The organism is Pseudidiomarina fusca (genome assembly GCF_032227045.1).
GTDB classification, from domain to species: Bacteria; Pseudomonadota; Gammaproteobacteria; order Enterobacterales; family Alteromonadaceae; genus Pseudidiomarina; species Pseudidiomarina fusca.
Map to the genome: position 1 here is coordinate 26,985 of NZ_JANFPJ010000006.1, position 25,688 is coordinate 52,672.

Genomic DNA, 25,688 nt, shown 5'->3' on the forward strand with positions numbered 1-25,688 from the left:
TGATTTGCATAATACGCGCCGCACTCACCGAGCGCAGTTTGATAAAAAATTTGGTATGGCTACGTAGCTCAGCTGGTTAGAGCACAGCACTCATAATGCTGGGGTCGCAAGTTCGAATCTCGCCGTAGCCACCATCCAAATAGCCTTTTTGGGCGGACGTGGTGGAATTGGTAGACACGCTGGATTTAGGTTCCAGTGCCTCACGGCGTGAGAGTTCGAGTCTCTCCGTCCGCACCAACTCAAACTGTGAGGCGATAATAGCTGTTGGGGTATAGCCAAGCGGTAAGGCAGCGGGTTTTGATCCCGCCATTCCCAGGTTCAAATCCTGGTACCCCAGCCAATCGTCTTTATCTCGTTGATGCACCCTGTGTTGGGGTATAGCCAAGCGGTAAGGCAGCGGGTTTTGATCCCGCCATTCCCAGGTTCAAATCCTGGTACCCCAGCCAATCGTCTTTATCTCGTTGATGCACCCTGTGTTGGGGTATAGCCAAGCGGTAAGGCAGCGGGTTTTGATCCCGCCATTCCCAGGTTCAAATCCTGGTACCCCAGCCATTTTTTTGATGCCCCTGATTATTGCGGGGGTGGCGGAATTGGTAGACGCGCTAGCTTCAGGTGCTAGTGAGCTAACGCTCGTGGGGGTTCAAGTCCCCCCCTCCGCACCATCGTTATGGTGAAACCGCAATAATCAGTTTAGACAAGCATTGAATAATAAAACGCTCGTGGATATTTGCTGAAGTTTAGCTAACATCCACGAGCGTTTTTTGTTGTCTCTCTCACCAGCTTCAAAAGCCGATGGCCCGACGTACCAAGGCTCGTTTCAAAGGTTGTACTTGCGCTACCGCGAACAAGCCGGCAGCTACTAGTCCCTGCGGTGCCCAATGCGGCGAACTAAAACCAAGATGGATGGCATCCATAGCACGCATCATCAGCTGGTTTTCACGCATTCTAATACGTTCATACGCGGCCAAGGCCGGGGCTAAAGGTTGACTGGCTAATTGCGCTACTAGGGTTTGCACGTCAGCAAAGCCTAAATTAACCCCCTGCCCGGCTAACGGATGAATGCTGTGCGCGGCATCACCGATAAGCACCACCGATTGCTTCACTTGATAGCGCAATGCGCGCTGACGACGCAGCGGAAAACTGGCAAAGTTGAGCAATTGATAAGCGCCAAGGTGCGGCGCAAAGGTTTGTTCAAGCTGTTGCGCTACTGCTTCAGGTTGTTGACTAAAATGCTGCCATTGTTGTTCGCTACGATAATCAATTAAACAGGCCTGGCGTTCACCAAGAGGTAACAGCGCATAAGGCCCTTCCGGACGAAACACTTCCCATGTTGCCGGCGCAATAGGTTCGGCCAGTTCTGCTAGCGCCAGCATACAGCGCATGTCATAATCCCAGCCGCGCTGGCCAATCTGAGCCGCTTTGGCGACCTGCGATTGGGCCCCGTCAGCGCCAATCAATAAATCGTAACTTAACAGCTCACCGCTACTTAACTGCACTTGTTGCTTGGTTAAATCAAACGCTTGTACTTGAGTTTGAGCTCTTGCGTTGATTGGCAACTCGGCAAACTGCTGCCAGAGCGCTTGCTGCAATGCATGATTCTCAACCATCGCCCCTAGCATCTCGGTGTCGCTATCATGCTGGTTAAATTCAAGCCGCTGCCCGTGTTGTGTTTGCACTGCAAGCTGGGTGTAGGGAAATTGCCGTTCGGCTCTAATTAGCGCCCAAGTATGTAACTGTTGTAGCCATTGCACATTGCGCAGATGGATTGATGAGATCCGTAAATCCCACGGGCCGCTGCTTACCACTGCGGGGCCTGCTTCAATCAGTTCTATCTGATGACCTTGTTGCGCCAGGGCAACTGCCGCTGCTGCGCCCACCATACCGCCACCTACAATAACTACCTGCATGATTTATCTCTTTACCCGGTAAACTTACTACGCATGATAAAAAATACTGCGCCAAGAATACATAAGCCAGCCCATAAATAATCCCAAGTTAGCTTTTCTTTCATATAAAACAATGCAAAAGGCACAAATACCGACAGGGTAATCACCTCTTGCAAGATTTTCAGCTGCCCCAAGTTCATGACCTCATAACCGATACGGTTGGCGGGTACTTGCAACAGATATTCCAGCAAGGCAACACCCCAACTGGCAAAAGCCGCCACCAGCCATGGTTTTTCAGCGAGGTTTTTCAAATGGGCATACCAAGCAAAGGTCATAAAAACATTACTCAGCGTTAATAAAGTGATCGTGATAATATAGCGATTCATACAAGTCTCGTTGACTAGGCGGCTGACGCCGCACAAGGACATTATGGACACGCCGCAGCGCTCCGTGGTTATAGCTTCTCTATTGATTATTACGGCCGAGCTATGCTTTGCCGGGGTAAGTGCCTTAGTTAAATATTTGAGCACCTATTTGCCCTCAGAACAATTGGTGTTTTTCAGAAATTTAATGGCTTTTTTAGTGCTGCTGCCGTGGCTGTGGCGCAAAGGCCCCAGCGCCTTTAAGACTAAAGCATGGAAATTTCACCTGAGCCGGGGCTTGGCGGGTTTGGCGGCGATGTATTTGTTCTTTTATGCGATCGCACATTTGCCCTTAGCGCAAGCCACCCTAGTGCTGTTGTTATCGCCTTTTATTATTCCCATCATTGGGCGGCTTTGGTTACACGAAAAAGTGCTACCCCAAACCTGGTTGGCGATTGGGATTGGCTTTATCGGCGTCTTTATTTTTCTTAATCCCACCACAGCGACCTTGTCGCCGGTGGTCGCAGTAGCTTTCATTGCTGCTTGCTTAGCAGCTTTTACTAAAACTTTGATCCGGCAGATGTCAGCTACTGAATCATCCAGTAAAATAGTGTTTTATTTTGCCAGCCTAGCGACGCTGTTATCGGCAGTGCCGCTATTATGGATGGGCCAGGCCGTTGCCCCAGAACATTGGTTGGCAATTACCGTCATGGGAGCCCTAGCAGTCGCCGGGCAATTAACCATGACCAAAGCCTTTGCCATGGCACCAGCCGCTAGAGTCGGTGTTTTTACTTACAGTTCGGTTATTTTTGCCGCTCTTATGGGCTACTGGTTTTGGCAAGAGCCCATCACTTTGAGTATGTTGATAGGAGCCGGCGTTATTATGGTGGCCGGTTATTTAGCGATTCGCACCCGACGCAAAGCTTAAGCTTGGCGGTAAATCCGCCTGAAAGTTGGCAGTTGGATGCAGAACAAGCTAAAATAGCCGCCCATTTAGTCTATTGATAGCTTGGTTAAGACCAGTGTCACCGCTGCAGCTTAACCAACCAACGCGATACAGCAAGCGAGCCAGAGATTTATGAGTAAGAAGTTATATATTAAAACTTGGGGTTGTCAGATGAACGAGTACGATTCAGCGAAAATGGCTGATCTACTTAAGGCAACTCATGGCTACGAGGTGGCAGGCGAGCCTGAAGAAGCAGATTTGATTTTGCTGAACACCTGCTCTATTCGCGAGAAGGCCCAAGAAAAAGTCTTTCATCAGTTAGGCCGTTGGAAAACCCTAAAAGATAAAAATCCCGATCTCGTGATTGGGGTTGGCGGCTGTGTGGCCTCGCAAGAAGGCGATCATATTCGTGAACGTGCTCCGTACGTAGATATCGTGTTTGGCCCACAAACCCTGCATCGGTTGCCAGAGATGGTGAAACAAGTACAAACCCATCACACGCCGATGGTCGATATCTCGTTTCCTGAAATCGAGAAATTCGACCGTCTACCAGAACCCAAAGCAGATGGCCCAAGCGCGTTCGTTTCTATTATGGAAGGTTGCAGCAAGTACTGTACGTTCTGTGTGGTGCCGTACACCCGCGGTGAAGAAGTCAGTCGTCCAGTCGACGACGTGTTATTCGAGATTGCCCAGCTTGCTGAGCAAGGCGTACGCGAAGTGAATTTACTGGGCCAAAACGTAAATGCCTACCGGGGTGAACATCATACCGGTGAGGTTTGCCGATTTGCCGAGCTATTACACTTAGTTGCTGCTATTGATGGTATCGATCGCATCCGTTACACCACCTCGCATCCAGTGGAGTTTACTGACGATATCATTGAAGCTTACGCCACCATTCCAGAATTAGTGAGTCATTTACACCTGCCGGTGCAAAGTGGTTCAGACCGTATTCTGACGTTAATGAAACGTGGACACACGGCATTAGAATATAAGTCACAGATCCGTAAGCTTAAAAAAGTACGCCCAGATATCGCCATGAGCTCAGATTTTATTATTGGCTTCCCAGGTGAGACTGATGCCGACTTTGAAGCCACCATGGATTTGATTCAAGCCGTTGATTACGATATGAGCTTTAGCTTCATCTACAGTGCGCGTCCTGGTACACCAGCCGCTGATTTGCCTGATGATGTCAGTGAAGCCACCAAGAAACAACGCCTGCAGCTATTACAGCAACGCATTAATCAGCAAGCCCATGCCCATGCTCGACGGATGCTAGGCACCGAACAACGTATCTTGGTAATTGGCCCATCAAAGAAAGATCCGATGGAGCTAAGTGGGCGTACCGAAAACAACCGCGTGGTTAACTTTATCGGCGAGCCGTCCATGATAGGTAAATTTGTAGATGTCAAAATCACCGATGTGTTTGTTAACTCATTACGCGGCGACGTGTTACGGGTAGAATCAGACATGGGCTTGCGGGTTGATACCGCACCACAAACTATCTTGGCACGACAGGCAAAACACCAACCTAACGAGCTTGGCGTGGCCACTTTCGTTCCTCCAGCAGCCTCTTAACCGGCTGCTGGATTTTATCTTCGCAACACCGAGGTTAGCTTGACTCAAACTGTAAGTACGTTAGACATAACTCTAGAGCCCGCAGATAACAACCGTATTGCCGATTTATGCGGGCCCGTTGACGACAACTTAAAACACATTGAGCGCCGCTTAGGCATAGAAATCAGTCATCGTCACAATGAATTTCGCCTGCTCGGCCCAGCTCATACAGTGCAGGCTGGTGCCAAAATCCTGCGCGATTTATACCTAGAAACCGCCACCATCAAAGGTGATGCCGGTAGTGTCACCCCACAAATGGTGCACCTAGCGGTGCAGCAAGCGCAAGTGCTTGAACAGCAACACCATGACGATGACCCCGCGTTTGCGAAAATGACTCACATTAAAACCAAACGTGGGCTGATCAAACCCCGTAACCCGAATCAAGCCGAATACGTTCGCGCCATCTTAACTCACGATGTTAACTTTGGCGTAGGTCCTGCCGGTACCGGCAAAACCTACCTGGCCGTGGCCTGTGCCGTAGATGCACTCGAGCGCCAAGAGATTCGTCGCATTCTATTAACTCGCCCAGCAGTTGAAGCTGGCGAGAAACTAGGCTTTTTACCCGGTGATTTAGCACAAAAGGTCGATCCTTATTTACGCCCGCTCTACGATGCCCTGTTTGAAATGCTCGGGTTTGAAAAAGTAGAAAAGCTCATTGAGCGCAATGTGATTGAGGTAGCCCCGCTTGCCTACATGCGCGGCCGTACCCTCAACGATGCTTTTATTATTTTGGATGAAAGCCAGAATACCACCTGCGAACAAATGAAAATGTTCCTGACTCGGATTGGCTTTAATTCTCGTGCTGTTATCACCGGAGATATTACTCAGGTTGACTTACCGCGCGGCCAAAAATCTGGGCTACGTCATGTCATTGAAGTACTCAAAGACATTGATGACATCAGTTTTACCTTCTTTCAGGCTTCTGATGTGGTCCGCCATCCCGTGGTGCAACGTATTGTGCAAGCTTACGAAAGCTTTGAACAAGCTCCTTCGAGTAACTCATGACCGCTACTTTAGATATCCAAATTGCCAGTACTGCCAGCGACATTCCCAGCCACCAGCAATTTAGCCAATGGGTGACCAGCGTGCTCCAGCACCTAGCCCAACCTGACAGCGAAATGACCATCAGGGTGGTTGACAGCGACGAAGGTTTGCAGCTTAATCACGATTATCGCGGTAAAGACTACGCCACTAATGTGCTGTCGTTTCCGTTTGAATCGCCGGTGCCTTTGCCTTTGCAACTGCTCGGTGATTTGGTCATTTGTGCACCTGTGGTTAGCCGCGAAGCAACTGAACAAAACAAACCCTTGGTAGCTCATTGGGCTCATTTAGTGGTGCATGGTACCTTGCATTTGCTGGGGTATGACCATATAGAAGACCAACAAGCTGAGCAGATGGAACAACTTGAAAGAGACATCCTAGCCGGCTTGGGCTATGCTGATCCCTATGCGGAAGCGGATGCTATCACCTAGACATATCTCTAGGAAAACAGCATAGATACAACTGACTTTTTTCGATAACCAACGCTGCTTAGCAGCGATATTTTGAAGCACACATGGAGCACAACCGACATCATGAGCGATGATAATCCCCACTCTACGAGCGGTTCTGCGCGTAAAACTTGGGCTAGCAAATTGCTGCAACTGTTTACCGGAGAACCGAATAGTCGAGAAGAGTTAGTCGACCTCATCCAGGACGCCGAAGAACGAGACTTGATTGACAATGACACCAAAGAAATGATCGAAGGGGTGTTAGATGTCGCCGAGCTTAAAGTGCGCGATATTATGGTGCCACGTTCGCAAATGGTCACCATTGATATTCATCAAAGCGTCGAGTCGTTTCTACCTATCGTGATTGATTCGCAGCACAGCCGCTATCCGGTAGTGAGCGAAAACAAAGACCACATCGAAGGCATTCTGCTTGCCAAAGATTTACTCGCCTATGGTTTTGGCATGACCGACGAAGAATTTTCGTTGGCTAAAGTGATTCGCCCAGCGGTGATTGTGCCCGAAAGCAAACGCGTTGATGTGCTACTCAAAGAGTTCCGCGAGCAGCGCTATCATATGGCTATCGTCGTCGATGAATACGGCGGTGTATCAGGGTTAGTAACCATCGAAGATATTCTTGAAGAGATTGTTGGTGAAATTGAAGATGAAACCGACTTCAATGAAGATAGCAAAGCTGATATTCGGCGCATCAACAAGTCGCGTTATTCAGTGAAAGCGCTCACCACCATCGAAGACTTTAACGAGTATTTTAATCTCGAGTTAGACGATGAAGAATACGACACCATTGGTGGTATGGTAGCTCATGGTTTTGGCCACTTACCGCAAGTTGGTGAAGAAGTAACCTTGCATGGCATGATCTTCAAAGTGACTGGTGCCGATAAACGTCGGATTCAGCAGTTACAAGTGACTTTAGCTGAAGCACCTCGTGTAACAGATGCAGACTAAATGAATAAAACCAAACTGATGGCATTGCTGCTAGGTGGCAGTTTAGTCTTTAGCTACTCCCCTTTTGAACAGGCTTGGTTGCCCCTTGCAGTGCTGACGCTTCTGTTGCTGCTATTACGCAACAGTAGCCCCAAGCAAGCTTTTGCGCATGGGTTTTGGTTTGGGCTGGGTTGGTTTGGTGCCGGCTTAAGCTGGATCTACGTCAGTATCGATCAGTTTGGTGGGCTGCATCCGCTCGCCTCCATTGCCATCTTACTGGTGCTCTATGCCTACTTAAGTTTGTTTCCCGCAGTGGCTTTATGGCTGTGGAAATGGAGCGAACACAAATTTGGCCCGAGCGCCATCTGGTTACTGCCAGGCATTTGGTTACTCACTGAAAGCTTGCGCGGTTGGCTGTTAACCGGATTCCCTTGGTTAGAGTTAGGTTATAGCCAGACCGATGCCAGCCTTGGACAATACGCTGCTTGGGTGGGTGTTAGTGGCGTCAGTGTGATCGTCTGGCTGATTGCGATTAGCCTTTATCGTGGCTGGCAGCAGCGGTGTTTGTTGCCTACTGCGGTGGCCACAGCACTGCTACTAGTTAGCTTTGCTTTGCCACAATGGAGTCAATTAGAGCGCACTGGCGAAACCAAACGAGTGCTGTTAGTGCAAGGCAATATTTCTCAATCGATTAAGTGGAATCCGGATCAACATTGGCGCTCGCTTACAACCTATTTAGAACTCAGTAAGCCTTTCTATAGCAGTCATGACATCATTGTTTGGCCCGAATCTGCGGTGACTATGCCAGAGCCCTATACCGATGATATTTTGGCGAACATCCATCAGGATTTAGTGGCTGCTGATACCAGTTTAATCACCGGCATTATTGATTACAGCAATCGCGAATATTTTAATAGTTTGATTACCCTCGGTATGGATGCGCCCTATCAACCGATGGAAGCCTATTATCATGGCCATAGTAACCGCTATGCGAAGCATCAATTATTGCCCATTGGTGAGTTTGTTCCCTTTGAAAATTTACTGCGCCCGCTAGCCCCTTTGTTTGATCTACCTATGAGCTCATTTAGCCGGGGAGATTACGTACAGCCCGACCTACGCGCCAAAGGGCAGCACTTAACCGCAGCAATTTGTTATGAAATCGCGTTTCCTAATCAAGTACGCGCCAATCTTAAGCCTCACTCAGATTTTTTAATCACGGTCAGCAACGATACCTGGTTTGGCGCCTCCCATGGCCCAGCTCAACACATGCAAATCGCTCGCATGCGCTCGATAGAACTGGGTCGTCCGTTACTGCGAGCTACCAACAATGGCATCACCGCAGTGGTTAACGAATATGGCCAAGAACTCGCGCGCGCACCGCAATTTGTCGCCGCCACACTCAGTGCCCAAGTCCCGCTAGTTCAAGGCACCACGCCGTTTTATCGTAATGGCCTACTAAATGCATGGATAATTGCACTGATGATTGCGATATGTGGTATTTTCGGCATGGTCAAGCGCCGCCAAAATCAGTAATATAAGCGCAAGTTTAACTAACCTTCGGGTTATTCGTCTTTTTTACCCTACTTTTGAGAAGCGAGTTAATCATGGAAAACATCGTAGCGGCAATTATCTTTGCTATTCTTGTTGGCGCAGGCACCTTAGGTGTTACTAGCTTGGGTTTCTTTGCCTTTCATCGCAACCCAGAAAGCGTTGATGCACAACAGCGCGAGCGGCTTGAGTATGCCTTCTTTGGCCTATTCGGCATCGTTATCATGCTGATGATGTGGTACGCGCTGTAAGCGTGTTCCTGCCTTTCTAGGCAGCCTCAGCTATTACTTTTAATTGCCACCAGTTAATCAATAAACGGAAGTCCAGATGTTAAAGCAGATGCCGGAGCAGTACGATCCAGCCCTTGTTGAACCCCAGGTACAACAGCGTTGGGAACGCGATAACGTGTTTCAAGTTAGCGAAGACCCTAGCAAAGAAAAATTCTATTGCTTGTCGATGTTTCCTTACCCAAGTGGCAAGCTCCATATGGGACACGTACGTAACTACACGCTCGGTGATGTGGTCGCTCGGTTTCAGCGGATGCAAGGCAAAAACGTCCTGCAACCTATGGGTTGGGATGCTTTTGGCTTGCCGGCCGAAAACGCCGCTATTCAGAACCAAACGGCACCAGCTAAATGGACCTATCAAAACATTGATTACATGCGTAACCAGCTCAAGTCTTTAGGCTTTGGTTACGATTGGTCGCGTGAATTAGCCACCTGTCAGCCGGACTATTATCGGTGGGAGCAATGGTTCTTCACCAAGCTTTATGAAAAGGGCTTAGTGTACAAAAAGAATGCCACGGTAAACTGGGATCCGGTCGACCAAACCGTACTTGCTAACGAGCAAGTTATCGACGGTCGTGGATGGCGTTCCGGCGCAAAAGTTGAGCAAAAAGAAATTCCGCAGTGGTTTATAAAAATCACTGACTACGCGCAAGAACTGCTCGACGATTTAGACCAACTTGAAGATTGGCCAGAGCAAGTAAAAACCATGCAGCGCAACTGGATTGGTCGTTCTGAAGGGGTGGAAATTGATTTTGCTATTGCTGACAGTGATGCGCATTTAACCGTTTATACCACTCGCCCAGATACCCTGTACGGGGTGACTTATATGGCAGTGGCGGCGCAACACCCGTTGGCGCAACAAGCAGCTGAACAGAATCCTGAGCTTGCGGCCTTTATCGAAACCATTAAAAACGTCAAAATGGCTGAAGCTGATTTGGCTACCATTGACAAAAAAGGTATGGATACGGGGTTCCGTGGCGTTCATCCGCTAACGGGCGAGCTTATTCCAATCTGGGTCGCTAACTTTGTGTTGATGGATTACGGTTCAGGTGCAGTGATGGCTGTTCCGGCCCACGACCAACGTGACTGGGAATTCGCCACCACCTATCAATTGCCTATCACTGTGGTGATCGATCCGGCCAGCGGTGAGGCCGATATTAGCCAAGCTGCCATTACTGAAAAAGGCACCACCATTGCCTCTGGTCCCTACACAGGTTTAAGCAGTGATGAAGCTTTCCAAGCCATTGCTGATACCCTCGAACAACGTGGCATTGGCCGCCGTCAGGTGAACTTCCGCCTGCGTGATTGGGGCGTATCGCGGCAACGCTACTGGGGCGCTCCTATTCCTATGCTGAATTTAGCGAATGGTGAATCGGTACCGGTACCGGCAGATCAACTGCCAGTAAAACTCCCTGAAGATGTGGTGATGTCAGGTAACTCATCCCCTATCAAAGAAGATCCACAATGGCGCCAAACCACTTACCAAGGGCAGCCAGCCGAACACGAAACCGATACTTTTGATACCTTTATGGAATCATCTTGGTATTACGCGCGCTATTGTAGCGCCAACTACCAAGACGGTATGCTGAACCCTGAGCAGGCTAACTATTGGTTGCCCGTAGACCAATACATCGGCGGTATTGAACACGCGATCCTACATTTGCTCTATGCGCGTTTCTTCCACAAATTGTTACGCGACACTGGGTTAGTGGAATCTGATGAGCCATTTAAGCGCCTGTTAACCCAAGGTATGGTGCTTGCGGATAGTTATTTCCGTGAGGATGCCTCAGGTAAAATCACCTGGTATTCGCCCCTAGAGGTGGATATTCGTCGTGATGACAAGGGCCGCATCATTGAAGCCATCTTGCGTAGCGATGGTAAGCCGGTAACTCATGGCGGCATGACCAAAATGTCGAAATCTAAGAATAACGGCATCGACCCGCAGGTGATGATTGATAAATACGGTGCCGATACCGTGCGCCTGTTTATGATGTTTGCCGCACCGCCAGAAGCCACGCTCGAGTGGTCTGACTCTGGTGTCGATGGCGCGCAACGTTTCTTGCGTCGAGTCTGGCGCTTGGCCGCGGACTTTGTCGCGGTAGCAGACCAGCCGCGTAGCCAAGACTGGCAGCAACTGTCTGAGTCACAACAGCAATTACGCCGTGAATTACATCGTGCTATTCAAAAAGTTACCGATGACATGGGCCGTCGCCAAAACTTCAATACAGCTATTGCAGCCATCATGGAGTTATTGAACCGGCTGCAAAAAGCTTCTTTAGATACAGCTCTTGATCGTGGCTTAATGGCCGAAGCCTTGGATGCCGTAGTGCTGATGTTAGCGCCGGTAACCCCGCATTTAGCAGAAGCCCTGTGGCAGGCCTTAGGCCATAGCAGTGATATCAACTTTGCCGCCTGGCCAAGCTTTGATGAGGCAGCCTTAGTCGAAACTTCGGTACTGATTGTGGTACAAGTTAACGGTAAAGTGCGGAGCAAATTGACCGTAGCCGCCGATGCCGATGAAGCAACCGTGACTGCCCTAGCTATGGCAGACGACAATGTGGCGCGCTTTGTGGATGGTAAAACCATTCGGAAGCAGATTTATGTGCCGGGTAAGTTATTCAATATAGTGGCCAACTAATCATGCGCAACGGCTTGCTCCAATGGATAACTGTGCTGTTAGCCACAACCCTAATCATGGGTTGTGGCTTTCAGTTACGTGATCAGTATCAATTGCCGCCGAGTTTGCAACAAGTGTACTTACAAGCACCTAAGTTCAGTGAATTTGCTAATGTGTTTGAACAGCGCTTAAACTTAGCCGGGGTTGAACTCGTAGATGCCGATCCTGGCTTGGTGATTGCCATTAACCGCGATGAACTAAGTCGCCGTACCCTATCCCTATCGGGCTCTGGCCAAGTAGCGGAATACGAGTTGATCTATAGCGTGGACTACAGCATCAACGAAGCCAATAAAGATCCGGTCGACCTACGAATTGAGGTCTATCGTGATTATCAAGACGACCCCAACTTTGCGCTAGCCAAGACCCGTGAACGCGAACTGCTGGTGGCAGAAATGCGTGAAGAAGCAGCCCGCCGCATGCTGCGGCAGATTCTTGCCCAGTTAGCGGAGTAATCATGCAGCTTTATAGCAGCCAACTCACCCAGCATTTACAACAACATGGGCTAGCGCCTATCGTTTGTGTGTTTGGTGATGCGCCGCTATTAGTGGATGAAAGCGTCCAGCAATTACGCCGTTTTGCGCGCCAGCAAGGCATTGATGAGCGCCAACGGTTGCTCCAAGATGCTCAGCTTGATTGGAGCATCTTGCATACCGCCAGTGCTAATTTAAGCCTGTTTTCGAGTCAGCGTTTACTTGAACTAGAATTACCCGAGGGTAAACCAGGGCGCGAAGGTGGCGAAGCCTTGCGCAGCTATGCCGAGCAGCCCAGCCAAGACCAAATTCTGGTCATTATTGGCCCTAAACTCAAACAAGAACAACAAAAAGCCAAGTGGTTTCAGCAACTCAGCAAAGTCGCCACCATGGTCAGCGCCAACAATCCTGAGCGCCAGCAGCTACCCCGCTTTATTCAGCAACGGGCGCAACGCTATCAGTTACAACTAGACCCATCGGCTGTACAATTGCTGGCTGATTGGTACGAGGGTAACCTGTTAGCACTGGATCAAGAATTGCAGAAACTAGCCTTAAGCGAGTTACCTCCCCCAGTCACTGCGGCCCTGATTACTTCGCATAGTGAAGATCAAAGCCGTTTTAATGTGTTTGCGCTACAAGAAGCTATTTTAGCGGCGGATCTCGACCAAGCTTTGCACAAGTTGCAACGCCTGTTTGAAGGGGATGTTGAGCCGGCTATTTTAAATTGGGCCCTGCAACGCGAATGGACCCTAGTATTCAGTCTGCAACAAGCTCTGGCGGAGGGACAAAGTTTTAGTGCCGCAGCCAAGCAACAACGTCTGTGGCGCTCGCAAGAGCCTGCTTATCGCCAGTTTGTGCAGCGTATGGATGCCTCCGCAATGCAAGTCGCGGGACAATTGTTAAGCCGCTTAGAATACGCTTTTAAAGGTGATTCAGGTGACCACTATCCCACCTTGGTCACGCAGTTGGTAGCCCTGTATTGTCGCCCGCAACAGTTGCAGCAGCTCCCGTTATGATTCGTGCTATTCTTGGCGGTACTTTTGACCCTATTCATTGGGGCCACTTGCGGCCGGCGCAACAAGTGCAACAGCTACTGCAGGCGCAACTGCATTTAATGCCCAGTGCGCAACCACCCCATCGTGACTATCCTGGTGCTACCGCTACCCAACGCCTAACCATGGCGCAACTCGCAGCCACGGCCCTAGACCATTGCGTTGCCGAAGACTGGGAGCTCAACCAAGCTCGGCCAAGTTATACCGCGCAAACTCTTGCCGAACTGAAGCAACGCTGGCCACAGGACGCGTTGGTGTTCTTATGCGGCGCTGATGCCTTTGCATCACTGCATCGTTGGCATCAATGGCAGCATCTCTTTGATCATGCAAATTGGGTCGTCATGCAACGCCCCCATAGCCAGGTCACGTTCAACGCCACCGTTACAAAGGTGCTCGCTGAACGCCAAATCACTCAGCTGGACCAGTTCATACAACAACCCCAGGGGGCGATTTATCTGGCCCCAACCACGGCTGTTGATATCTCTGCAACCGCCATTCGAACAGCTATCCAGCAACAACAAGCATGGCAACATTGGGTGCCGGCAAGTGTTGCTCACTACATCGAACAACAGCAGCTTTATCGTTAGCTGCTTTTTTGGGTTGCTTCATGCTAAACTAGCGCATCTTTTTTTGACATGTTAAACCTTGGCCGCCGTCATTCTTGAACGCGCCAAAAACTGGAGTAAGACCCTTTTGCAAGCTGAACAATTACGCGACTTTGTCGTAGCTAAAATTGATGATATGAAAGGCCGCGACGTTAAAGTATTAGACGTACACGAGCAAACCGATATTGCTGAATATATGGTGATATGTTCAGGTAGCTCAAAAACCCACGTGCGCAGTATTGCGAACTATGTGGCCGCCGAAGCGAAACACCACGGCGTGGCGCCGTTAGGCGTTGAGGGTCATGAGCATTCTGAATGGGTGCTAGTAGACCTAGGTGACGTAGTCGTACACGTGATGCAAGAAGCCATCCGTGATTTCTACGAACTTGAAAAACTTTGGAGCCGCAAGTAATGCGGATTCAGCTGATAGCTGTTGGGCAAAAAATGCCTGATTGGATCAGCACTGGCTATCACACCTATGCCAAACGTTTTCCAGCCGACTGCCAATTACAATTGGTGGAGATTGCGGCTGGTAAACGTGGTAAGAATGCCGATATTGCCCGTATTCTTAAGCAAGAAGGCGAAGCTATGCTGGCGGCCGTTGGTAAAGGTGATCGGATTGTTACCTTAGAGGTGACCGGTAAACCTTGGACAACCCCCCAGTTAGCTGGACGCTTAGAGCACTGGCTGATGGACGGGCGTGACATTAGCTTACTCGTGGGCGGCCCCGAAGGGTTAGCCCCTGAGTGTGTTGCCGCAGCCGATGAACGCTGGTCTTTATCGGCCCTCACCTTACCGCATCCACTGGTACGGGTGATTGTCGCCGAAGCCTTGTATCGCGCTTGGAGTGTCACCAACAACCACCCCTACCACCGTGAGTAAGCATGAAGCACAAACGCATTACCATCCGAGACAATTACGCTGAAGCTGCGCTATTTGCCCGGCGCGTTTTTGTTAGTTTGCTGGTGGTCGTGGTCACCTTTGGGGTGCTGTTGCTCAACATGTATCATTTACAAGTGGTTGAGCATCAACAGTTTCAAACCCGCTCAAACGATAACCGCATTAAAGTCGTCCCACTAGCCCCTAATCGTGGCATTATTTACGACCGTGATGGCCGCATACTAGCCGAAAACCGCCCGGTTCTGAGTCTAGAAATCACTCCTGAACAAGTCGAAGACTTGGATGCAACCCTGGCCAGATTACAACAGTTGCTTGAGTTTGATGCTAGCGTGATTGAGGATTTTCATGAGACCAGGCGGCGCGAACGACGTTTTAATCAGGTGATTTTATTAGACCGTTTAACCGAGCAACAAGCAGCTCGAGTAGCGGTACGTCAACATGACTTCCCGGGGGTAAGTATTGAGGCACGATTAGTGCGGCATTATCCCTACGGCGAGGCCATCACCCATGCACTGGGCTATGTCGCTAAAATTAACCGTACGGATCTTAATAAACTGACCGAACAAGGTTTAGCTGCCAATTATGCAGCCACTCGAGTGATTGGCAAACTCGGTGTTGAACGTTTTTATGAAGAGCAACTGCATGGCAGTATTGGCTATCAACAAGTTGAAGTTGACATTCGTGGACGTAACATTCGCACGCTATCCGTTCAACCGCCGGTACCGGGCCAAGATTTACACTTAGAACTGGATGCTGAACTGCAACAATTTGCCTACGATCTACTCGGCCAAGATCGTGGCTCTATCATTCTCATGGACCCGCGCGATGGGGCTATTTTAGCTATGGTGAGTAAGCCGAGCTATGATCCCAACTGGTTTGCTCAGGGCATCAGCTACGCTCAATATCAAAGCTTACTCAACTCGACCCACTCGCCGCTCCTTAATCGTAGTACCCAAGGTGGCTATCCGCCGGCATCCACCATTAAAGCACATTTAGCCATCACCGCGTTAGAGCAGGATATCATCACGCCAAACAGCCGTATTTGGGACCCAGGTTGGTTCATGATTGAGGGGGTTGATCACCGCTATCGAGATTGGCTAGCGTGGGGGCATGGCTGGGTTAACGTCACCGATGCCATAGTCGAAAGTTGTGATACCTTTTATTACGATATTGCCTTGAAAATGGGCATCAATGTCATTCATGATGATATGGTTCGCTATGGTTTTGGCGAGCGTACTGGCATCGATATCGCCGAAGAATCAGCCGCTGTAATGCCGTCGCCAGGCTGGAAACGCGCGCGTTTTAACCAGCCTTGGTATGCTGGCGAAACGGTATCGATTGGCATCGGTCAAAGTTTCTGGACCACCACCCCGATGCAACTCGCCGTAGCCACATCAGTGCTGGCGAACCGCGGGGAGCGCCCGGTCCCACGTCTTTTAGAAAGTATCGCTGAAGGCCCGGTGCGGATTCCCGCAGTGGTGGAACAACGTGAGCCGGTGGTATTGAAACATGCCAACAACTGGGAAGTCGCCCACCAAGCGCTCACCAAAGTGATCACCTCGCCCAAAGGTACCGCACGGCGGGCGTTTCAAGGGGCCAGTTACACCTCAGCCGGTAAAACCGGAACCGCGCAAGTACGCAGTATCGGCCAAGACGAAGAATATAACGCTGAAGAAATTGCTGAAAAATACCGTGATAATGCGATGTACGTGGGTTACGCACCCGCTGAAAACCCGGAAGTTGTGGTGGTTATTGCCGTCGAAAACGCCGGCGGCGGTAGTAGTATTGCGGCGCCCATGGCGCGCCAATTACTCGATGCCTACTTTGCTGATCCGGCCCCGACGGGTGGCTTAGAGTCTGTGTTAGCGATTTTAGAGGAGCCAGCCGATGCAAACTAGCCAAGAACGCCAACGTCATAAATGGCTCAGTAGATTTCATATTGATGGCCCGCTCTTTTTAGCGCTGCTGGTACTAGCCCTGCTTAGTCTCGTCACGGTTTATTCAGCCAGTGGCCAAGACCTCGCCATGACCGAACGCCAAGTGGTGCGTATTGGCTTGGCCTTTATGGCCATGTTGGTCGTAGCACAAGTTCCCTTAAGTTTAGTTGAGCGCTGGTCACTACCGATATTTGCCGTCGGCATCGTGTTGCTGTTAGGGGTGTTGCTCTTTGGTGAATCCAGTAAAGGGGCGCAACGTTGGCTAAATCTTGGCGTGGCAACCATTCAGCCATCGGAGATCATGAAGCTAGCGGTACCGATGGCCGTAGCTTGGTTCATAGCACAACAAGGCCTACCGCCCACCAAAACGCGTTTGGCTGGGGCCTTTTTGCTGCTGCTCATCCCTACTCTGATGATTGCCAAACAGCCTGATTTAGGTACCTCATTACTGATTGCTAGCGCCGGCATCTTTGTGCTGTTTTTAGCCGGTATGAGTTGGCGTCTCATTACCCTCTTTGGAGTTGCTATAGGCGCTTTTATCCCGGTGCTTTGGTTCTTTCTCATGCACGGCTATCAACGTCAGCGCGTGTTAACCTTCCTTGACCCTGAGCGCGACCCCTTAGGATCAGGTTATCAAATCATTCAATCGAAAATCGCGATCGGTTCCGGCGGTATTGAAGGCAAAGGCTGGTTACAAGGCACCCAGTCGCAGCTGGAGTTTCTCCCTGAGCGCCACACGGATTTTATCTTCTCGGTATTTAGCGAAGAGTTTGGCCTAATTGGCGTGATTGGCTTATTTTTGCTTTATGGTTTCATTGTTTTTCGTGGCATGATTCTGGCCATGCGGGCGCAAAAGGTGTATCACAAATTGTTAGCTGGCAGCTTAACTCTTACCTTTTTTGTTTATGTTTTGGTAAATATTGGCATGGTCTCAGGACTCTTACCCGTGGTTGGTGTACCCTTGCCGCTGGTAAGTTATGGTGGCACATCTATGGTGACATTAATGACAGGATTTGGTTTACTGATGGCTATCGCTACGCATAAACGTTTGGTTATGCACGATTAGCGCCATCAGCACAATAATAACAAGCGGTAAGGAATAACCATGCGCAACTACGTTCGTCTGCTCAACCAGCTTAGTACCAAGCTCCTAATCACCGCGAGCTTAGCTATGGTCCTCAGCCAGCCTGCTAGTGCCAAAGTCGAGCCAGCAGATGCTGCTACCGTAGCGCAATTGCAGCAAGAATTTATTGAAACCATGGTCAACGAGCATGGTTTTAGTACCAGCCAAGTGCAACAACTGTTGCAGCAAGCCAGTTTCAATCAAGACGTATTTGACGCCATTCAGCGCCCGTGGGAAGCCAAGCCTTGGCATCAATACTATCCCATTTTTTTGACCGAAAGACGCCTGCAAGCCGGCCTTAAGTTTTGGCAAACTCATCAACAAACGCTCGCCAAAGCCGAACAAGAGTATGGCGTACCGGCTGAAATTATTGTCGCAATCATTGGCGTAGAAACCTTTTACGGCGAATACCTAGGTAACTATTCGATATTAGATTCACTCTTTACCTTAGGCTTTCACTATCCGCCTCGAGCTAAATTCTTCCGCTCTGAGCTCGCCCAATTTATGCTGTTGGCCAACGAAGAAGGTTTACCTGCTACTGAGCTGAAGGGCTCCTACGCCGGAGCCATGGGCTATGGCCAATTCATCTCCTCTTCTTATCGCCATTACGCCGTAGATTTCGATGCCGATGGCGTACGTGACTTACTAGGTAATCCGGTCGATGCAATTGGCAGTGTCGCTCATTATTTTGCCCGCCACGGTTGGCAGGCCGATGCTCCCGTTGCGCAGCTGCTAGCGCCGAGCGATTCCGTAGCTAACCTCGTAGAAAAAGGCTTGAAGCCAAGTGCAACGGTGGCCGAACTCACTGAACGAGGCCTTAGCCTTACCAGCACCGTCAACGCTGATCAGAAAGCCAAAGTGTTTGCGTTTGAGTTAGCTGAGGGCCATGAGTATTGGCTAGGGTTCAATAACTTTTATGTGATTACCCGCTACAATCACAGCCCGCTGTACGCCATGGCTGTGTATCAATTTAGCCAACAGTTGCGGCAAGCGAGGTAGCACCATGCTAAGGCCACTGAATCTAGGCTGCTTAGCCCTACTCAGTTTACTGCTAGCAGCATGCTCTAGTGCGCCCGAAGCTCCCTCTCGCTATAGCCAAAAGCATGACTCTATCCCCGCACGACTACCTAGTGCCGATGAACTGATAGAGCCCGAGCCCTCATTTGAGCCTTACAGCCGGCAAGGCAATCGAACTTATCAACTGTTCGGGCGTACTTGGCATATTTTAGATAATGTCGAGGGTTACACCCAAGAAGGAACCGCCTCGTGGTATGGCGAGAAATTTCATGGTCATTTAACCTCAAATGGCGAAACCTACGACATGTATGCCATGAGTGCCGCCCACAAAACCCTGCCATTACCCTCCTATGTGAGAGTAACTAATTTAAATAATCAGCAATCGGTGGTGGTGCGAGTTAACGACCGAGGGCCTTTTCACGGCAATAGAATCATCGATTTATCCTACGTTGCCGCCTATAAAATAGGTATGCTTAAAACCGGAACGGCGCCGGTTCGGATTGAAGTACTGCAACCGCCGGAGCCGAATACGGCAATCGCTGTGACCACCCCCATCGCACCTACCTCTGTGCCGCAGTTTTATATTCAAGTGCATGCTGGGGCAGATCCTCAGCGGTTAGCCCTTGAAGCTGAAAAACTTCAACAAATCTACGCTGTCCCTGCAACTACTCAACCTAATAATGGTCTATACAAAGTCATGTTAGGTCCGTTTGCCGAACCACAGACCAATGAATTGTTAGAACAACTTCGGCAAGCTGGTTATCCCGACGCGTTTCGGGTAGCCGTGCCCTAAAGCCTGCGTTTTCTGGTAGAACGTGGTACTATTCGAACCCTTTTTAGAACTAGTAACATAGAGAATCATCCTTATGCCCAATGTGTTTCGTCACTTTGTTCGCAGCTTAACCATTGTTGCTGCCGCCTCCGTAACCATAGCTCATGCTGCTATCGTTCCGCCAGCGCCCTCCATTAATGCCAAAGGGTACATTTTGATGGATTACACCACGGGCCATGTCATTGTCGGTGGTAATGAAGATGAGCAATTAGCGCCGGCTAGTTTAACCAAAATGATGACCAGCTATATTATTGGCCGTGAACTGCAAGCCGGCCGCATCAATAATGACGACATGGTCACCATCAGTGAGAACGCTTGGGCCAAAAACTTTCCTGAATCATCCAAGATGTTCATTGAAGTCGGTAAACAAGTATCGGTTGCTGAACTCAACAAAGGCATCGTGATTTCTTCAGGTAATGATGCTTGTGTCGCTATGGCTGAGCACATTGCCGGCAGTGAAGACGCCTTTGCTGATCTGATGAATACCTATGCCGCAGAGCTGCAATTAAGTAACTCTAACTTCGCCAACAGCCACGGTTTACCAAACCCAGACCAATACACCTCGCCGCGTGACATGGCTGTTTTAGGCCGTGCATTAATTCGCGATGTGCCGGAAGAATATTCGTTGTATGCCGAAAAATCTTTTACCTACAACAACATCAAACAGTACAACCGTAACTCGCTGTTGTGGGATCGCAGCATGAATGTCGATGGGATTAAAACCGGCCACACCGAAGAAGCCGGTTATAGCCTAGTCTCGTCAGCCACCGAAGGTGACACCCGCCTCATTGCTGTGGTGATGGGTACGGACAGCGAGCAAGCACGTAAAGTAGAAAGTAAAAAATTATTGAACTACGGCTTTCGTTATTACGAAACCGTCACTGCCTACAGCGCTGGCGAGAGCTTTGTCGATCACCGTATTTGGGGTGGTGAACAAGATACCGTGCAGCTTGGAGTCACTGAAGATGTGGTGATTACTTTACCTAAGGGCCAACGCGGCAACCTGAAAGCAAACTTTGAGTTAACGCAAAACTTGCAAGCGCCTATCGCTAAGGGCACTCAAGTAGGCACTGTGTATTTGCAACTGGACGGCGAAGATATTGCCAGCTACCCACTTGTTACCCTTCATAGTGTTGAACAAGGCGGTTGGTTTAAACGTTTAAGTGACTGGGCTAAGCAATCTTTTAGCGAAGAATAACCCAGCCTTGATGTTAGTTCCAGCAAGGCCGTTGAGTCAGCGGCCTTGCTCTCTCCCCCACAACCACAACCACAACCACAACCACAACCTCTGCCTAGTGCAAACGCGCAAAGCACATTCAAATTCCAACCTTGCCCTAAAATAATGATATAATCGGCCGCAACAGTTACGACACCTTGTTATCGTTATTTTTGCCCTCATCATGCAGTGGTATAAAGCAATGGTGTTAGTTAAGCCATTCATTTGGGAGTAAAGCATGCAAAAAACACGCTTTGATGAGTTGGTTGAGTTTCCTTGTCACTTCACCTTTAAAGTGATGGGCTTGGCGGTTCCAGAGTTAGCAGATTTAGTTGTCGCCGTTGCTCAGCAACATGCGCCGGGCGATTATAACCCGACTCTAAAGCCTAGCAGTAAAGGAACCTACCACTCAGTATCTATTCAAATTAAAGTAGAAAGCCAACAACACATAGAAACCCTCTATCGTGAGCTGGCGGCAATCGAAGAAGTGAAATATGTGCTCTAAGTTGGCCACTAAAGAGATCGCTCAACAACTGCTGATCAGACAGCTGGGTAGGCAGCCCTACCAGCCGGTATGGCAGGCCATGCAAGACTTTACCGATAAGCGCGATGAGCAAACCCGTGACGAACTTTGGGTACTTGAACATGAGCCGGTGTTCACCCAAGGCCAAGCCGGTAAAGCAGAACATATTTTGGCTCCGGGCGATATTCCAGTGGTCCAAGTAGACCGCGGTGGTCAAGTCACCTACCATGGTCCCGGTCAACTGGTGGTGTATTTTTTACTGGATATTAGGCGCCGCAAAGTAGGCGTGCGCCAACTAGTCAATACCATTGAAGACACCATAGTGGCGCTGATGGCCAATTATGGCGTGGTTGCTGCCGCCAAAGCCGATGCACCTGGCGTTTATGTGCAAGGCGATAAACTTTGCTCGCTAGGGTTGCGTATTAGAAAAGGCTGTTCGTTTCATGGTCTGGCACTGAACGTGGATATGGATTTAAGCCCGTTCGCAAGAATCAATCCTTGCGGGTATGCCGGCATGCAAATGGTACAAACAAAATCACTGAATGGGCCGCAGGATGTCACTGATGCGGCCACGCAGGTAACCCAAATCTTCGCTGAATTGATGGGTTATCAAGAAATCACCGAAACAACAGGATTCGCATAGGCTATGTCAAAACCGGTAAGAATTGAACCTGGCGTGAAACTTCGTGATGCCGATAAAATGGCATTGATCCCCGTTAAAATCATGCCTACTGAGCGTGAGCAGATGCTGCGCAAGCCCGCGTGGCTAAAAGTGAAGCTACCTAGCTCTACTCAGCGTATTGACGAAATTAAGCAAGCCATGCGTAAGCATGGGCTGCACTCTGTCTGTGAAGAAGCCTCCTGCCCTAACTTGGCAGAATGCTTCAACCACGGTACCGCAACCTTCATGATTCTGGGTGCCATTTGTACCCGCCGTTGTCCGTTTTGTGACGTTGCGCACGGTCGTCCGCTGCCCGTTGACCCTGAAGAAGCCGTCAAATTAGGTGCTACTATTCGTGACATGAAAGTTAAGTATGTGGTGGTTACTTCCGTTGACCGCGATGATTTACGTGACGGTGGTGCACAACATTTTGCGGACTGTATTCGTGAAATCCGAGCGCAAAGCCCCGGCATTCAGGTAGAAGTGTTAGTGCCTGATTTTCGTGGGCGGATGCAAGTCGCGTTAGATATCCTAACCGATGAGGCTCCGGATGTGTTCAACCACAATCTTGAAACCGTGCCACGCATGTACAAAGCCGCGCGGCCTGGAGCGAATTACCAGTGGTCGTTAGACCTGCTCAAAAATTACAAAGTAGCTCGACCTGATGTCCGTACTAAGTCTGGTCTTATGGTTGGCTTAGGCGAAACCAATGAAGAGATTCTAGAGGTGATGCGTGATTTGCGTGCGCACGATGTTGATATGCTCACCATTGGTCAATATCTACAGCCGAGTCGTCATCATTTGCCCGTCACTCGTTATGTGACGCCAGATGAGTTTGATATGTTCCGCGCTGAGGGCGAGAAGATGGGCTTTACCCATATAGCCTCGGGCCCCTTAGTTCGCTCGTCGTATCATGCCGATATGCAAGCTGCCGGTAAGGAAGTGAAATGAGTATTCTGATCTGGTGTTTATTGATTGCTGGGTTGCTACCGATTGCGGCCAAAGCACCTGTGGTGTATTTCCAGAATCGCGATGCTGGTTACGATAACCGTCATCCGCGAGCTCAGCAACAACGCTTAACAGGTGCTGGTGCTCGTGCTGTGGCGGGTCATTACAATGCGTACGAGGCGTTTCCACTGTATGCCACCGCTATCCTTGCCGTATTAGCCACCAATAGCGTTTCTGATACCAACATTACGTTAGCAGTAAGTTATCTTGGTTTACGCATTGCGTATCATGTTTTGTATTTAGCTAATTACGACAAACTACGCAGCTTGGTCTGGTTTTTCGCAATCGCCTGCCCAGTGATTATGCTGGCACAAACGGCGTTGGCAGTGGCTGCCGCTTAGCACTGTAAGGCTATCATTGGGAGGAGTTTACCTAATCGTGACTCCTCTTAATGAGCATACTGTTGCTGAATAAGTTCTAGATACAGCGATGGCCAACGCGCACTATCGAAATATTGCATCGCCGTGATCTCAGCTAGTGGTCGCCAAGCAAAATAGTCGCTGTTTTGACACGTATCTACCGCATGTAAACCAATCTGCTCGGGCGCACTCCCTAATTCCCACAACGGCTCTCCTTGGCTATTGGTTAGTGAGGTAGGCTGCGCTAGCAAGCGCCAATCCTCTACCGCAGTTCGCCATGGCAAGGTTTGCCACAGCTGTTGCAGTTGCTCAGCACTGAGTTGGCGACTGTCAGTCACCACAATATTTAAACTAGGATGCTGGTAATCACCGCGACAAAAAGCAGCAGCTAAAGGCGCGCTCATCGCGTATTCATCAGCTAGCCCCAACCAATGCCCAAGTTCGTGAGCTAAGAGCTCCACCGGCGCAGCTAAACTAAGTACCATGCTAAAATCTTGTCGCTGCTGCGATGCCGAAGCTATGCCAGACTGCTCTACCAGTAACACTCGATACCGCGCCTGAGTAGGATCAGCGTGGTGGTTGCCGCCACCTAACGGACCTTGGAGATGACATTGTAGGCGACCGCGCGCAGTTACCTGCTGGCATTCGTTGACAGCTTTCGGATAAGGTTGCAACTGCCAACAAAAGCCAAGTTCGTACATTGGCTTCGCTAATGGATGGTGCTCCCACTGGTGTAATAACTGATACGCTTTGAGCTCGCCACGGCCCTCAGGCACTTGCAACTGAATGGGATAACGGCAAGCAGTAGCCGATGGTGACTGCATGACATGCACGGGTGATTGAGGGGAAAATTCAACGCGTGTAGGTCGTACAGGGACGGCTATTAGCCACCCATTAGGCGGCATGGCTAATAGATCAAGCAAGGTCGCTAACTGCGCGGTACTCACTGCTTTCGGATACTTGCCCTCGCTGCCCTCGCTGCGATGGGAGAGTGGATTGGCGAGTACTTGCTGACAACTCACCAGCGCTATCAACAGGATCCCTAACTGCACCATCCGTTGCAAGCGATTGCTCCAGTATGGCGGTTTGCGCGGTCGCTCACTCTTGCGCATCAAGCTTGGTTGAACTCGCTTGCTGCTCTAGTGCTTGCTGACTGCGTTGCAGCTCAATCCCAGCATAACGGTGTTCTAAAAAGCGGTACACATTGGTCGTGAGCGCTAGTCGAAAATACACCGCTGCAGCTTGGTTGTCGCCTTCCAATTGCTTCAGCTTACCCAAATAAAAGTAACTCTCACACATGCGCTCTGCTAGGGTTTCATCTTCGCCTAAGTGTTTAGGAGCATAGTCATTTAAAAAGCTTTGCTCATCCACCACACCCAACAACAGATCATTCAGCACCCAGCCCCAAGCGCCATTGGCGTACTTGATTCGGCGTTCGGCTAGATTGCGACGGGCTGCCTCGGCATCTGTTTCTACTTCAGCTAAATACAGCCACAGCACCCGATACGGGTCGTCGGGTTGGCTTTCAAAATAGCGTTGATAATCTTTGCTGGCGAGGTCAATCCGGCCATCATAATAGGCTGTCATACCGCGATTAAGCAAGGCATAGGGGTGCTCAGGCTCAAGCTCTAAGGCCGAGTCGAACATCTCATAAGCATAATTGTACTGTTCAATTTCAGTGTACTGGATACCCAGAAAGTTATAGGCATCGGCTAAACGTGGATCGCGCTCTAAAGCACGATTTAAATCAATACGAGCTAACCCACTCAAACCGAGCGCATCATAGAGACTGCCGCGTCGATACAGCAATTGCGCCATACTGGCATCATCCAATTGATTCTGGTGATTAGCGAGGTCTGTGAGTTTGGCGATTTCAATTTGATAACGCATGTCTGGCGCTTGCGGCGTTACTACAAATAAATTCATGACGGCCGATTCAGAGGGATCGGGCAATTGGGCACAAGCACCCAGCAACAGCACCGAAGCCAGCACCGCGATACGACTTTTCATAAAGGACAACCTTTCGTTATGGTTCAACTCATCATACCTTAGTTGCAACAAAAATAAAGTTCTGAACAGGTGCTTGAGCAAGCTGATGAGGATTAACAAGGTAACACGGGGGAGCTGAAAACAGCTGATGAATTCACACCAAGGCTTTGGGTTTAACCAAAACCTTGGCATGAATGCTTTGCTCACCGCAGGTCAGATAACCAACCGGGTTTTGCAGGGTAGG

General features: G+C 49.7%; 26 protein-coding genes and 6 tRNA genes. 28 read left to right on the forward strand and 4 right to left on the reverse strand.

All coding sequences use genetic code 11. From position 1 onward, the window contains the following. Positions 1-57 precede the first annotated feature (57 nt). The 6 genes from NOG12_RS03480 (at position 58) to NOG12_RS03505 (ending at position 662) form a co-directional block, all read left to right on the forward strand. Positions 58-134 (forward strand) — tRNA-Met (locus NOG12_RS03480). 18 nt (positions 135-152) lie between these two features. Further along, positions 153-237 (forward strand) — tRNA-Leu (locus NOG12_RS03485). A 28-nt stretch (positions 238-265) separates the two neighbouring features. Next, positions 266-340: transfer RNA gene (locus tag NOG12_RS03490), tRNA-Gln, on the forward strand. A gap of 31 nt (positions 341-371) precedes the next feature. Further along, positions 372-446 (forward strand) — tRNA-Gln (locus NOG12_RS03495). 31 nt (positions 447-477) lie between these two features. After that, positions 478-552 (forward strand) — tRNA-Gln (locus tag NOG12_RS03500). A gap of 23 nt (positions 553-575) precedes the next feature. After that, a tRNA-Leu gene (locus NOG12_RS03505) sits at positions 576-662 on the forward strand. 120 nt (positions 663-782) lie between these two features. Here NOG12_RS03505 and NOG12_RS03510 read toward each other — a convergent pair. Together NOG12_RS03510 and NOG12_RS03515 are read right to left on the reverse strand one after the other, a co-directional pair. Beyond that, positions 783-1,907, reverse strand: coding sequence for an FAD-dependent monooxygenase (locus NOG12_RS03510; protein WP_313932421.1), 1,125 nt, complete (start codon positions 1,905-1,907; stop codon positions 783-785). An 11-nt stretch (positions 1,908-1,918) separates the two neighbouring features. Continuing rightward, positions 1,919-2,272, reverse strand: coding sequence for a DMT family protein (locus tag NOG12_RS03515; protein WP_313932422.1), 354 nt, complete (start codon positions 2,270-2,272; stop codon positions 1,919-1,921). A gap of 43 nt (positions 2,273-2,315) precedes the next feature. Here NOG12_RS03515 and NOG12_RS03520 point away from each other — a divergent pair, with 43 nt between their 5' ends. From NOG12_RS03520 to NOG12_RS03625, 22 genes are all read left to right on the forward strand, one after another. Beyond that, positions 2,316-3,176: a DMT family transporter gene (locus tag NOG12_RS03520; RefSeq protein WP_313932423.1), complete on the forward strand. Its 861-nt coding sequence runs from the start codon at positions 2,316-2,318 to the stop codon at positions 3,174-3,176. A 150-nt stretch (positions 3,177-3,326) separates the two neighbouring features. Then, positions 3,327-4,769, forward strand: a complete 1,443-nt coding sequence (miaB, locus tag NOG12_RS03525) for a tRNA (N6-isopentenyl adenosine(37)-C2)-methylthiotransferase MiaB (protein ID WP_110074766.1) — start codon at positions 3,327-3,329, stop codon at positions 4,767-4,769. 39 nt (positions 4,770-4,808) lie between these two features. Further along, positions 4,809-5,813, forward strand: coding sequence for a PhoH family protein (locus NOG12_RS03530; protein ID WP_313932424.1), 1,005 nt, complete (start codon positions 4,809-4,811; stop codon positions 5,811-5,813). Beyond that, positions 5,810-6,280 (forward strand): rRNA maturation RNase YbeY, encoded by a 471-nt coding sequence (gene ybeY / locus NOG12_RS03535; protein WP_153825760.1) that lies wholly within the window; start codon positions 5,810-5,812, stop codon positions 6,278-6,280. Before NOG12_RS03530 ends, ybeY begins: the two co-directional genes overlap by 4 nt. A gap of 102 nt (positions 6,281-6,382) precedes the next feature. Then, entirely contained in the window at positions 6,383-7,261 is an 879-nt protein-coding gene (gene corC, locus NOG12_RS03540) for a CNNM family magnesium/cobalt transport protein CorC (RefSeq protein WP_153825761.1), read from the forward strand. Continuing rightward, positions 7,262-8,773: an apolipoprotein N-acyltransferase gene (gene lnt, locus NOG12_RS03545; protein WP_313932425.1), complete on the forward strand. Its 1,512-nt coding sequence runs from the start codon at positions 7,262-7,264 to the stop codon at positions 8,771-8,773. It begins immediately after the preceding gene. Positions 8,774-8,844: 71 nt separating this feature from the next. Continuing rightward, complete coding sequence (locus NOG12_RS03550) at positions 8,845-9,039, forward strand: hypothetical protein (protein WP_153825763.1); 195 nt, start codon at positions 8,845-8,847, stop codon at positions 9,037-9,039. Positions 9,040-9,127: 88 nt separating this feature from the next. Further along, a complete protein-coding gene (leuS, locus tag NOG12_RS03555) occupies positions 9,128-11,713 on the forward strand; it encodes a leucine--tRNA ligase (protein ID WP_110074950.1) in 2,586 nt (861 codons plus the stop codon). 2 nt (positions 11,714-11,715) lie between these two features. Continuing rightward, a complete protein-coding gene (locus NOG12_RS03560; protein WP_153825764.1) occupies positions 11,716-12,204 on the forward strand; it encodes an LPS-assembly lipoprotein LptE in 489 nt (162 codons plus the stop codon). A 2-nt stretch (positions 12,205-12,206) separates the two neighbouring features. Continuing rightward, a complete protein-coding gene (holA, locus tag NOG12_RS03565; protein WP_313932426.1) occupies positions 12,207-13,238 on the forward strand; it encodes a DNA polymerase III subunit delta in 1,032 nt (343 codons plus the stop codon). Next, positions 13,235-13,861, forward strand: coding sequence for a nicotinate-nucleotide adenylyltransferase (nadD, locus tag NOG12_RS03570; RefSeq protein ID WP_153825766.1), 627 nt, complete (start codon positions 13,235-13,237; stop codon positions 13,859-13,861). Before holA ends, nadD begins: the two co-directional genes overlap by 4 nt. Before the next feature lie 106 nt (positions 13,862-13,967). Further along, a complete protein-coding gene (gene rsfS / locus NOG12_RS03575) occupies positions 13,968-14,291 on the forward strand; it encodes a ribosome silencing factor (RefSeq protein WP_313932564.1) in 324 nt (107 codons plus the stop codon). Then, positions 14,291-14,761, forward strand: coding sequence for a 23S rRNA (pseudouridine(1915)-N(3))-methyltransferase RlmH (gene rlmH / locus NOG12_RS03580; protein ID WP_153825767.1), 471 nt, complete (start codon positions 14,291-14,293; stop codon positions 14,759-14,761). Before rsfS ends, rlmH begins: the two co-directional genes overlap by 1 nt. A 2-nt stretch (positions 14,762-14,763) precedes the next feature. Then, positions 14,764-16,677 carry a penicillin-binding protein 2 gene (gene mrdA / locus NOG12_RS03585; protein ID WP_153825768.1) on the forward strand — a complete coding sequence of 638 codons (1,914 nt, stop codon included), beginning with the start codon at positions 14,764-14,766 and terminating at the stop codon, positions 16,675-16,677. Continuing rightward, positions 16,667-17,782, forward strand: a complete 1,116-nt coding sequence (rodA, locus tag NOG12_RS03590) for a rod shape-determining protein RodA (protein ID WP_313932427.1) — start codon at positions 16,667-16,669, stop codon at positions 17,780-17,782. The genes mrdA and rodA overlap by 11 nt, the downstream gene beginning before the upstream one ends. A 39-nt stretch (positions 17,783-17,821) precedes the next feature. Then, the gene (gene mltB / locus NOG12_RS03595; RefSeq protein WP_418055293.1) at positions 17,822-18,838 is read left to right on the forward strand and encodes a lytic murein transglycosylase B; all 1,017 of its coding nucleotides are present in this window, start codon (positions 17,822-17,824) and stop codon (positions 18,836-18,838) included. Positions 18,839-18,842: 4 nt separating this feature from the next. After that, a complete protein-coding gene (locus NOG12_RS03600) occupies positions 18,843-19,649 on the forward strand; it encodes a septal ring lytic transglycosylase RlpA family protein (protein WP_313932428.1) in 807 nt (268 codons plus the stop codon). Positions 19,650-19,722: 73 nt separating this feature from the next. Next, positions 19,723-20,886 carry a serine hydrolase gene (locus tag NOG12_RS03605; RefSeq protein WP_313932429.1) on the forward strand — a complete coding sequence of 388 codons (1,164 nt, stop codon included), beginning with the start codon at positions 19,723-19,725 and terminating at the stop codon, positions 20,884-20,886. A gap of 256 nt (positions 20,887-21,142) precedes the next feature. After that, positions 21,143-21,409 (forward strand): DUF493 family protein YbeD, encoded by a 267-nt coding sequence (ybeD, locus tag NOG12_RS03610; protein WP_110074782.1) that lies wholly within the window; start codon positions 21,143-21,145, stop codon positions 21,407-21,409. Beyond that, a complete protein-coding gene (gene lipB / locus NOG12_RS03615) occupies positions 21,399-22,070 on the forward strand; it encodes a lipoyl(octanoyl) transferase LipB (protein ID WP_313932430.1) in 672 nt (223 codons plus the stop codon). The genes ybeD and lipB overlap by 11 nt, the downstream gene beginning before the upstream one ends. A 3-nt stretch (positions 22,071-22,073) precedes the next feature. Next, positions 22,074-23,039, forward strand: a complete 966-nt coding sequence (lipA, locus tag NOG12_RS03620) for a lipoyl synthase (RefSeq protein ID WP_153825774.1) — start codon at positions 22,074-22,076, stop codon at positions 23,037-23,039. Next, a complete protein-coding gene (locus NOG12_RS03625) occupies positions 23,036-23,437 on the forward strand; it encodes an MAPEG family protein (protein ID WP_153825775.1) in 402 nt (133 codons plus the stop codon). Before lipA ends, NOG12_RS03625 begins: the two co-directional genes overlap by 4 nt. A gap of 47 nt (positions 23,438-23,484) precedes the next feature. Here NOG12_RS03625 and NOG12_RS03630 read toward each other — a convergent pair whose 3' ends face one another. Beyond that, the gene (locus tag NOG12_RS03630; RefSeq protein WP_313932431.1) at positions 23,485-24,567 is read right to left on the reverse strand and encodes a hypothetical protein; all 1,083 of its coding nucleotides are present in this window, start codon (positions 24,565-24,567) and stop codon (positions 23,485-23,487) included. Next, positions 24,554-25,465: a lipoprotein NlpI gene (nlpI, locus tag NOG12_RS03635; protein WP_313932432.1), complete on the reverse strand. Its 912-nt coding sequence runs from the start codon at positions 25,463-25,465 to the stop codon at positions 24,554-24,556. The genes NOG12_RS03630 and nlpI overlap by 14 nt, the downstream gene beginning before the upstream one ends. Between the last annotated feature and the right edge of the window lie 223 nt (positions 25,466-25,688).

Coding starts and splice junctions, on each gene's coding strand:
- NOG12_RS03510 (WP_313932421.1), bottom strand. CDS start 1,907: ATGCAGGTAGTTATTGTAGGTGGCGGTATGGTGGGCGCAGCAGCGGCA.
- NOG12_RS03515 (WP_313932422.1), bottom strand. CDS start 2,272: ATGAATCGCTATATTATCACGATCACTTTATTAACGCTGAGTAATGTT.
- NOG12_RS03520 (WP_313932423.1), top strand. CDS start 2,316: ATGGACACGCCGCAGCGCTCCGTGGTTATAGCTTCTCTATTGATTATT.
- miaB (WP_110074766.1), top strand. CDS start 3,327: ATGAGTAAGAAGTTATATATTAAAACTTGGGGTTGTCAGATGAACGAG.
- ybeY (WP_153825760.1), top strand. CDS start 5,810: ATGACCGCTACTTTAGATATCCAAATTGCCAGTACTGCCAGCGACATT.
- corC (WP_153825761.1), top strand. CDS start 6,383: ATGAGCGATGATAATCCCCACTCTACGAGCGGTTCTGCGCGTAAAACT.
- lnt (WP_313932425.1), top strand. CDS start 7,262: ATGAATAAAACCAAACTGATGGCATTGCTGCTAGGTGGCAGTTTAGTC.
- NOG12_RS03550 (WP_153825763.1), top strand. CDS start 8,845: ATGGAAAACATCGTAGCGGCAATTATCTTTGCTATTCTTGTTGGCGCA.
- leuS (WP_110074950.1), top strand. CDS start 9,128: ATGCCGGAGCAGTACGATCCAGCCCTTGTTGAACCCCAGGTACAACAG.
- NOG12_RS03560 (WP_153825764.1), top strand. CDS start 11,716: ATGCGCAACGGCTTGCTCCAATGGATAACTGTGCTGTTAGCCACAACC.
- holA (WP_313932426.1), top strand. CDS start 12,207: ATGCAGCTTTATAGCAGCCAACTCACCCAGCATTTACAACAACATGGG.
- nadD (WP_153825766.1), top strand. CDS start 13,235: ATGATTCGTGCTATTCTTGGCGGTACTTTTGACCCTATTCATTGGGGC.
- rlmH (WP_153825767.1), top strand. CDS start 14,291: ATGCGGATTCAGCTGATAGCTGTTGGGCAAAAAATGCCTGATTGGATC.
- mrdA (WP_153825768.1), top strand. CDS start 14,764: ATGAAGCACAAACGCATTACCATCCGAGACAATTACGCTGAAGCTGCG.
- rodA (WP_313932427.1), top strand. CDS start 16,667: ATGCAAACTAGCCAAGAACGCCAACGTCATAAATGGCTCAGTAGATTT.
- mltB (WP_418055293.1), top strand. CDS start 17,822: ATGCGCAACTACGTTCGTCTGCTCAACCAGCTTAGTACCAAGCTCCTA.
- NOG12_RS03600 (WP_313932428.1), top strand. CDS start 18,843: ATGCTAAGGCCACTGAATCTAGGCTGCTTAGCCCTACTCAGTTTACTG.
- NOG12_RS03605 (WP_313932429.1), top strand. CDS start 19,723: ATGCCCAATGTGTTTCGTCACTTTGTTCGCAGCTTAACCATTGTTGCT.
- ybeD (WP_110074782.1), top strand. CDS start 21,143: ATGCAAAAAACACGCTTTGATGAGTTGGTTGAGTTTCCTTGTCACTTC.
- lipB (WP_313932430.1), top strand. CDS start 21,399: ATGTGCTCTAAGTTGGCCACTAAAGAGATCGCTCAACAACTGCTGATC.
- lipA (WP_153825774.1), top strand. CDS start 22,074: ATGTCAAAACCGGTAAGAATTGAACCTGGCGTGAAACTTCGTGATGCC.
- NOG12_RS03625 (WP_153825775.1), top strand. CDS start 23,036: ATGAGTATTCTGATCTGGTGTTTATTGATTGCTGGGTTGCTACCGATT.
- NOG12_RS03630 (WP_313932431.1), bottom strand. CDS start 24,567: ATGCGCAAGAGTGAGCGACCGCGCAAACCGCCATACTGGAGCAATCGC.
- nlpI (WP_313932432.1), bottom strand. CDS start 25,465: ATGAAAAGTCGTATCGCGGTGCTGGCTTCGGTGCTGTTGCTGGGTGCT.